Origin of the sequence: Bradyrhizobium sp. UFLA01-814 (assembly GCF_046718885.1) — a bacterium.
GTDB lineage: Bacteria > Pseudomonadota > Alphaproteobacteria > Rhizobiales > Xanthobacteraceae > Bradyrhizobium > Bradyrhizobium elkanii.
Genome location: NZ_JAQOSR010000317.1, coordinates 1 through 4,385, shown reverse-complemented (window position 1 = coordinate 4,385; position 4,385 = coordinate 1). Strand labels below are relative to the sequence as shown.

4 protein-coding genes are annotated in these 4,385 nt (G+C 64.7%); all 4 read right to left on the bottom strand.

Going from position 1 to position 4,385, the window contains the following annotated elements:
- Window positions 1–94 precede the first annotated feature (94 nt).
- Window positions 95–1,609 carry a L,D-transpeptidase family protein gene (locus tag PMN64_RS42235; RefSeq protein WP_411785034.1) on the bottom strand — a complete coding sequence of 505 codons (1,515 nt, stop codon included), beginning with the start codon at window positions 1,607–1,609 and terminating at the stop codon, window positions 95–97.
- Window positions 1,610–1,838: 229 nt separating this feature from the next.
- The gene (locus PMN64_RS42230) at window positions 1,839–2,801 is read right to left on the bottom strand and encodes an acetyl-CoA carboxylase carboxyltransferase subunit alpha (RefSeq protein WP_018269178.1); all 963 of its coding nucleotides are present in this window, start codon (window positions 2,799–2,801) and stop codon (window positions 1,839–1,841) included.
- A gap of 264 nt (window positions 2,802–3,065) precedes the next feature.
- Window positions 3,066–4,049, bottom strand: coding sequence for a site-specific tyrosine recombinase XerD (gene xerD, locus PMN64_RS42225; protein ID WP_304497714.1), 984 nt, complete (start codon window positions 4,047–4,049; stop codon window positions 3,066–3,068).
- A gap of 16 nt (window positions 4,050–4,065) precedes the next feature.
- Window positions 4,066–4,212, bottom strand: coding sequence for a hypothetical protein (locus PMN64_RS42220; protein WP_016843561.1), 147 nt, complete (start codon window positions 4,210–4,212; stop codon window positions 4,066–4,068).
- Window positions 4,213–4,385 lie beyond the last annotated feature (173 nt).

Genomic DNA, 4,385 nt, shown 5'->3' with positions numbered 1-4,385 from the left:
AGCGATCCGATCTCACCAAACAGCTCTTGTGCCACGGGGGCCGTCCACATATGGGTCCTGGCTTTCGCCAGGACGACAAGGGAAAGCGCCGCGCCTACTTCACCGCCGAGAAGCGGGTGTCGAACGAATTGGTCTGCACGACAGGCGCGGAGCCGGCGAGTTGGGTCGATGACGTCGATGACGTCGGGGCCGGTGCGGCGGCTGCGGCGGTGGTGACCTGCGGCTTCGGCGCGGGCTTGGCGGCCTGCTTCGGCTCAGCCTTGGGGGCGACGCGAACCACCGATTGCGGCTTGGCCTCGGCGACCTTCGGCTTGGCGGGTGCCGCAGCGACCGGAGCCGGAGCGGTCGTCTTGCTGGCGTCGGCAGTGCCGCCGATGCCGACCTTGCGGGCAAAGCTGGAGAAGAAGCCTTCGGATTTGTCAGAGGTGGATTTGTCAGCGGCGGATTTGTCGGACGCGTTCGCCGAGGCAACGCGGGTGCCGGCCGACGATGGGGTCGCGACCGGGGTCGACGACGTCGTCGCCACGACCGGCTCTTCCTGCTGGACCGCGAGATTGGGCTTCGGCGGATTGACCGTGCCGGGGATCGTGCCGGGCGCGCGTGCCAGCGACATCGACGCCAGCGCCTGGCTGTCGCCGCCTTCGGACAGGCCGGTGTTTCCTTCCGGAATCTTCGAGGCGAAGACCGCGTTCATGCCGCCGTCGATGCCGGTGTTGAGGCGTGCAACGGGCGTACCCTTGGACACCAGCTTGGCGGTGTCGGCGGCGTCGCGCTGCTCCTTCTCGTGCACGGCGCTCGCGATCTCCTCTGGGATCACATAGGCCGGGCACTTCGCGGAGGCGTCGAACACCGGATCGCGTGTCGCGCCCGGCGCCTTCACCGCGTCGAACACGTACTTCCTCTCGCAGAAATCGACCTTCGGCTCCTGCTTCGTCACCTCGAAATGATCATAGCCTTCCTTGATCATCTTCCAGAACGGCATGTTCGGATTGTTGCGGTGCTTGGCCATGTTCACCGGCGTCATCCGGAACGGATAGGCCTGCAGCTGGAACGCCTTCTGGCCGCCGAAGAAGGATTCGCGGCCGAGCGAGTAGATCTCGGCGATCTGCTCGTCGGTCATCGCGTAGCAGCCGCGCGAAGAACAGTCGCCATGCACCATCAGCTGCGAGCCGGTGCGGCCGAGCGCCTTGTCGAAGGCGTTGGGATAGCCGGTGTTGAACGACAGGTAATAGGCCGATTGCGGATTCATCTGGCTCGGGTTGATCGAATAGAACCCCTCGGGCGCCTGGCGGTCGCCCTCGCGGACCTTCGGACCGAGATCGCCCGACCAGCGGCAGATCGGATAAGTCTTGAGCAGCGCGAACTGGCCGGAGCGGTTTTGCTTCCAGACCTCGAGCTCGGCCTCCTGCTTGAACAGCCGCACCAGGATCGGCGACTGCATGTCCATGTCCTTTTCGGTCATGGCAGCGACGAGCTTTGGCGGGACCGGCTGGTTGGCCTTGGCGTTTTGCGCGAGCGAGATCTGGTCGCTGTCACAACCGGCGAGCATGACGCCTGCGGCGAGGACCGCCGAGGTCAGAAGCGCGCGTACGAGCGTGCGATGAGTCAAGTCCGAGCTCCACACCCACCGGGCGATTTTCGCGACCCCAACACGGCGAATATGCCCTGAAGCCATTGTGTAAAATATTAGCCTTCGACGACCCCTGCTCGCAACCTGAACCGGGGCGGACAGCCCTCACGGTAGCAGGCATGGTTCAAGGAATGTTAAAGACCCGGCTCGGGGCCCAATTAGGGCAAAATTGGTCGATTTGGGCGAAAAATCGGGCGGTTTGGGCGCCTCAGCCGAGCTTGCGGCCGATATCGAGAAACTTCTGGCGGCGCTGTTTGCGAATCGCGTCCGGATCAAGATTTCGTAGGTCGTTGAGCGCCTGGGCGATGGCGTCGCCCGTGGTCGCGATCATCGCAGCGGGGTCGCGATGAGCGCCGCCCGAGGGCTCCTTCAGGATCTGGTCGATCACACCGAAGCGCAGCATGTCCTGCGCGGTGATCTTCATGCTGTTGGCGGCTTCCTGCGCCTTGGTGCCGTCGCGCCACAGGATCGAGGATGCCGCCTCGGGCGAGATCACGCTGTAGATCGCGTGCTCCATCATCAGGACGCGGTTCGCCGTGGTGATGGCGATGGCGCCGCCCGACATGCCTTCGCCGGTGACGATCGCGACATTGGGCACGCCGAGCGACAGGCAGGCATCGGTCGATCGGGCGATCGCCTCGGCCTGGCCACGCTCCTCGGCGCCGATGCCGGGATAAGCACCGGCGGAATCGACGATCGACAGCACCGGGATGCCGAACCGGTCGGCCATTTCCATCAGGCGCACCGCCTTGCGGTAGCCTTCGGGGCGCGCCATGCCGAAATTGTGCTTGATGCGGCTCTCGGTGGTGGCGCCCTTTTCCTGGCCGACCACGCAGATGCTCTCGCCGCGGAAGCGGCCGAAGCCGCCGACCAGGGCCTCGTCGTCGGCGAATTTGCGGTCGCCCGCCATCGGCGTGAATTCGGTGATCAGGCCGCCGATGAAATCGGTGAAGTGCGGTCGCTGCGGATGCCGCGCCACCAGCGTCTTCTGCCACGGCGTCAGATTGGAATAGAGCTCGGTGAGCGCCTGCGCCGCCTTGTCCTCGATCCGCGCGACCTCGTCGCCGATGTCGCTGCCGCTCGCGGCAAGCGCACGCAACTCGTCGATCTTGGATTCAAGCTCGGCGACGGGTTTTTCGAAGTCGAGATAGCTGCGCATCGGGTCGGGCATCAACTCAATATAGGGAAGATCGGTGCGAGGGGCGAAGCGGTTTCGGCGTCGGAAAGAGAAGCTTTGTAACTTCAAACGGTTAACGCGCATCCGGGTGGAATGCGCGCTTCGGGATCGCAAGCAGGTGACGCTCTTTCTGCGGAGACGAAGCGGAAGTCAAGGCGGATTGCTCGTAGCCCGGATGGAGCGAAGCGCAATCCGGGGAGCTTTATCGGCGGAAATACCATTCCCGGATTTCGCTGCGCTTCATCCGGGCTACGGATCCTAGGACTTCTCCGCCAACGGATGCAGGTCGCGGACCAGGCTCTTCAGCCGCTCTTCGACCACATGGGTGTAGATCTGGGTGGTCGAGATGTCGGTGTGGCCGAGCAGGGTCTGCACGATGCGCAGGTCCGCGCCATTGTGCAGCAGATGGCTGGCGAACGCATGACGCAGCACGTGCGGGGACACCAGCCGCGGCGCAAGGCCGGAGGCGCCAGCAAGGTCCTTCAGGTCGCGGGCGAAATGCTGCCGGGTCAGATGGCCGCTCTCGCCGGAGGATGGAAACAGCCATTTCGACGGCGCGGCCTTCTTCGCCTTCGGCTGCATCACCTCCAGCGCGGCGAGATAGTCCGCCATCGCCTGGCGCGAGGCGTCGTTCAGCGGCACCAGCCGTTCCTTGTTGCCCTTGCCGCGCACCACGATCATCCGCGCATCGCGCCGCGCCGCCGAGACCGGCAGCGACACCAGTTCGGAGACGCGCAGGCCGGTGGCGTAGAGCACCTCGAGCAGGCAGTAGAGGCGCAGCGCGCGCAGCCGCTGCGCCGGCGAGACGTCGGTCTGGGTCAGCTCCTTGGCGCGGGTCAGCATGCGGTCGACGTCGGCGATCGACAGCACCTTGGGCAGGCCGCGGCCGCGCTTGGGGCCGGACAGGATCGCGGCCGGATCGTCGCCGCGGACCCGCTCGTTGAGCAGGAAGCGGTAGAGATGCCGCATCGCCGACAGCCGCCGCGCCACGCTGGTCGACTTGAAGCCTCTGATATCGAGGTCGGCGAGGTAGCCGCGCAGAGTCTCGGTGTCGGCGTTGGTGAAATCGGCGCCGGCATGGGCGAGGTAATCGGAGAAATCGGTGAGGTCGCGCCGGTAGGCGTCGAGCGTGTTGGCGCCGGCGCCCTGTTCCGCGGCGAGCATGTCGAGGAACAACGCGGTCAGTTTGGCGTCGGAGGACTTGGCGAGGGTCTTGGCGGGATGTTTGGCAGCAGCGGGCATGCCGGAATCATAGCGCCTATTTCTTGAGGAACTTATCCGGTGGGATGGTCACCGTCATTTCCCGCGGTTTCGGGTGCACGAAATTCGCCAGCGCGAAGACGATGCCGTAGCCGATCCCGAAAATCACGGCGACGACCGTCAGGAAGCGGAACAGGCTGGGCATGGAGGCGACTCGGGCGGCGAATTAACCAATGAAATCATCCAACATGTTCCCCGCGCGGTTGCAAGAGTCGCTGGTAAGGGTGTCGCCGGGGGTAGTATAGGTGGCTCGAATTCCGAACAATTCGTCCCAATATCCTGTCTCTTATACACATCTGACGCTGCCGACGACCATGG

Excerpts from the sequence above, each read along its gene's own strand:
- PMN64_RS42230 (WP_018269178.1), bottom strand. The coding sequence starts at position 2,801 with ATGCCCGACCCGATGCGCAGCTATCTCGACTTCGAAAAACCCGTCGCC.
- xerD (WP_304497714.1), bottom strand. The coding sequence starts at position 4,049 with ATGCCCGCTGCTGCCAAACATCCCGCCAAGACCCTCGCCAAGTCCTCC.
- PMN64_RS42220 (WP_016843561.1), bottom strand. The coding sequence starts at position 4,212 with ATGCCCAGCCTGTTCCGCTTCCTGACGGTCGTCGCCGTGATTTTCGGG.